Annotated in this window: 3 protein-coding genes; 1 reads left to right on the plus strand and 2 read right to left on the minus strand. The window is 68.5% G+C overall.

The genetic code is table 11. The features are described 5' to 3' along the window. Positions 1-2806: carboxyl transferase domain-containing protein (locus ACLP9N_RS37910; protein ID WP_442412208.1), on the plus strand; the 2806-nt coding region annotated here is incomplete at its 5' end. Here ACLP9N_RS37910 and ACLP9N_RS37915 read toward each other — a convergent pair. Together ACLP9N_RS37915 and ACLP9N_RS37920 are read right to left on the minus strand one after the other, a co-directional pair. Then, positions 2795-3580 carry a 4'-phosphopantetheinyl transferase family protein gene (locus tag ACLP9N_RS37915; protein WP_442412209.1) on the minus strand — a complete coding sequence of 262 codons (786 nt, stop codon included), beginning with the start codon at positions 3578-3580 and terminating at the stop codon, positions 2795-2797. The genes ACLP9N_RS37910 and ACLP9N_RS37915 overlap by 12 nt on opposite strands. 31 nt (positions 3581-3611) lie before the next feature. Next, positions 3612-3943, minus strand: a 332-nt coding sequence (locus ACLP9N_RS37920) for a 6-phosphofructokinase (protein ID WP_442412210.1), incomplete at its 5' end; no start/stop codon positions are given.

Genomic DNA, 3943 nt, shown 5'->3' on the forward strand with positions numbered 1-3943 from the left:
CCTCGTCGCCTGCGCGCAGCCGCTGCGAGCCGAGCTGCTGCGTAGGTGGCGCGGCACCGACGACCCCGGGCTGCAGCGGGCGCTGCTGGAGGTCTACGCCCGCCGGTTCTACCGGATCCGAGAACTCCACGATCTGCGGATCGGGGAGCACGACGGGAGGCTGCTCGGTGCCGCCGACTACGACTATGAAAGCCGGGACCACGAGATCCGGCCCATACATCTCGTGACCGCATACGCCCCGATGCCGGAGCTGCCGGAGCTGTCCAGGGCGATCGCCGGCCACCTGGCCACCGTCGACAGCGGACGGAACGTCGTGGTGGATCTGGCGCTGTGGCGGCACGGCGAGGTCTCCGAAGACGCCATCATCGTCGAGGCCGCAAAGCTGCTTTCCGATTGCGATTTCGGCCGCCTGCTGCACCGGCTGGACCTGACGGTGACGACCGTCGACGGGACGGACCCGGAGCGTTTCCGTACCCATCACGTGACCTACCGCCAGCAGGATGGCCAATTCGTCGAGGATCCCCTCTACCGCAACCTCCACCCGATGCTCGCCAAGCGGCTCGACCTGTGGCGGCTGGCGAACTTCAAGTTGCACCGCCTGCGCTCCGCGGAGGACGTGTACGTCTTTCATGGGGTGGCCCATGACAACCCGGCAGATCATCGGCTGTTCGCGCTCGCCGAGGTGCGCGACCTCACCCCGGTTCGGGCGGCAGACGGGACGGTGCGCTACCCGCGGCTCGAGCTGATGGGTTCGCTCGCCCTGTCGGCGATGTGGGAAGCGCTGGCCGGTTTCGACACACGTGACCGCCCGGCAGCCAACCGGATTGTTCTCTACGTCCGGCCGCCCTGGAATGTGCCACGCGATGGGTGGACGGCACTGGCCCGGTCGTCGGCGCCACTGGCGATCGGTGCCAACCTGGAGAAACTCGTGCTGCGGGTCCGGTTCCCGGATGGTCGCGACCATGTCCTGGATGTGGAAGGCCTGGGCGAAGGTGTGACGGTACGGGAACGCCCGCTCGGGCACGAGCCGGTCCGAACCTTGACGCCGTACCGGCAGAAGTTGTTGCGCGCCATCCGCATCGGTGCGCCGTATCCATACGAGATCGTGCGGATGCTCACACCGCCGCCCGAGGCGGTGGCACGCTTCCCCACCGGTCAATTCGTCGAGCACGATCTCGACGACCGCGGCAACCTGACACCCGTGTCGCGGCCATACGGGAGGAATTCCGCCAACATCGTCGTCGGCGTGCTGCGCAATAACACGGAGAAGGTCCCGGAAGGAATCGCCCGGGTCGCGCTCTTCGGCGATCCGACCCGCGGTCTGGGCAACCTCGCCGAACCGGAGTGCCGGCGGATCATCGCGGCGCTGGATTTGGCCGAACGGATGGGTGTGCCGGTCGAATGGTTCACGCTCTCGTCGGGGGCCAAGATCGCGATGGACAGCGGCACCGAGAACATGGACTGGATCGCCGCGGTGCTGCGCCGAGTGATCGAATTCACCCAGCGCGGCGGCGAGGTCAACATCGTCGTCGCCGGTGTGAACGTGGGCGCCCAGCCATACTGGAACGCCGAGGCGACCATGCTGATGCATACCCGCGGCATCCTGGTGATGACCCCGGCCAGCGCGATGGTGCTGACCGGAAAGCAGGCGCTCGACTACTCCGGTGGAGTGTCGGCGGAGGACAATTTCGGCATCGGCGGCTTCGACCGGATCATGGGGCCCAACGGGCAGGGCCAATACTGGGCACCCACACTCGCCGACGCATGCGGCATCCTACTGCGCCACTACGAGCACACCTATGTGGTGCCCGGCGAGAGGTGGCCACGTCGCCGAGCCACGACCGATCCGGTGGACCGCGACGTTCGCTCCGCGCCCCACATCGCGACAACCGGCAGCGACATGGCAACCATCGGGGAGATCTTCTCGGCGGCCCACAACGCCGAACGCAAGAAGCCGTTCGACATGCGCTCGGTGATGCGGGCCGTGGCCGACATGGATTCCACGCCGCTGGAGCGCTGGGGCCAATGGCGCGGCGCCGAAACCGCGATCGTGTGGGATGCCCACATCGGCGGCATCCCGGTATGTTTGCTGGGAATCGAGTCGCACACGGTTCCACGGCGCGGGTTCGTGCCCGCCGGCGGCCCCACCTCCTGGTCCTCGGGCACGCTGTTTCCCCAGGCGTCGCGCAAGCTGGCTCGCGCCATCAACGCCGCCAGCGGCAACCGCCCGGTGGTCGTCCTGGCGAACCTGTCGGGGTTCGACGGCTCTCCGGAATCGATGCGCCGCTGGCAACTGGAGTACGGGGCCGAAATCGGTCGCGCGGTAACCAATTTCCGGGGTCCGATCGTATTCGTGGTGGTGTCCCGGTACCACGGTGGCGCTTTCGTCGTGTTCTCCAAGCAGCTCAACGAAGGGATCGAGATCGCCGCGCTGGAGGGCTCATTCGCGTCGGTGATCGGCGGTGCGCCCGCGGCGGCCACCGTTTTCGCCCGGGAGGTCGATACCCGCACCGCCCAGGATCCTCAGGTACGCGAGGCGGCCGAGCGGGCGCGCGACGCTACGGGGTCCGGGGGGTCCGCTGCGGGCCCGGCGCGGGCGCGACTCGCCGAAATCACGGCGGCCGTCCGGTCCGCGAAACTCAGCGAAGTCGCCGACGAGTTCGATCAGATCCACACCGTGCAGCGTGCGCGCGCGGTGGGTTCGGTGGACCGGATCATCAGCGCCGAGACGTTGCGGCCCTACGTCGTCGATGCTCTCACCCGGGGCCTCAAACGGGACCTCAAACGGGACGCGTCACGGGTATAGCGGCCGGTCGAGCCAGGAGTGCCGGGGCGCCGCCAGGGCCAGCACCTGCGGGTGGCCGAGGGCCACTGGCGCCGCAGCGGCCACCCTCGTCGCGACGGTGAGCAGGAACTGACCTTCCCGTCGCCACCAACCCGGAAACACGGAACCTTCGACGGCGCGCACGGTCAGTGCGCCCCAGCCGTCATGACGCGGCGCGGCGTGGGGTGCGTTGAAGGTGACCTCCAGCGTGCGGGTGTCGCGACGCAGCCCCGTGCCCAACACCTTGAGCGCACTCTCCTTTGCCGACCAGATCAGGTTCGCGATCGCGTCGCGATCGTCACCGGCCGCGCACGAGCCGACCAGACGTTGCTCGGCCGTGGTGAGGAAGTCGCACACGAAGCCCCGCGAACGCGGCTCCACCAGCTCCAGGTCACAGCCGACAGCAAGCGGCCCCGTCGGTGACGTCACGCAAACCGCCCACCCGGCACGGTCGGTGATCGACACTCCCAGCTCGACCGCGACGCCGTCGACGCACAGATAAGGGGCGCCGCTGGGCGCGTTGCGGACCTCGATGCCCGCGAGCGTCGCGGGATCGGTGGACCGGCCGGTGACCGAAGCCACGGCGTGCTTGGTGACAAGTCGGCGCAGCAAATATTCGGTTCGCCGCTTGGTATACCGCAGTCCGGCCAGGGTGGCCGCCTCGGCCGGCCCCAGCCACCGTTCGTCCGGGGGCAATGCCTCCTCGCCCAGCGCGAGCCACCGATGCCCGCCCGGATCGGCTGGACGCTGTTGCATGAGAACTCCAGACGGGGTGAGTGCCTCGTGGCTATGGTCCCAGCGTGCTGTTGCTGGGCATTTCGTCGCCGAAGTTGATCCCCATGTCGCGGGCGGTCAGGATCGAGTCGCAGTCGAGCGGGACCGTCTTCTGCCGCCGGGTGGCCTCAGCGAGCGGAACGTAGTCCACCGTCGGTGGGTTGAGCGCCACCATCACCCCGCTTTGTCCTTCGTCGAGGGCCCGCACGGCAGCGGCACCGAAGCGCAGGCCGAGTAATCGGTCGAACGAGGTGGGCGACCCACCCCGCAACAAATGTCCGAGCACGACCGTGCGGGCTTCTCGTCCGGTCATCTGTTGGAGTTCGGCGGCCACCTTGGCGCCGA

The sequence above is a fragment of the Mycobacterium sp. genome (genome assembly GCF_052144515.1).
Lineage (GTDB): Bacteria > Actinomycetota > Actinomycetes > Mycobacteriales > Mycobacteriaceae > Mycobacterium.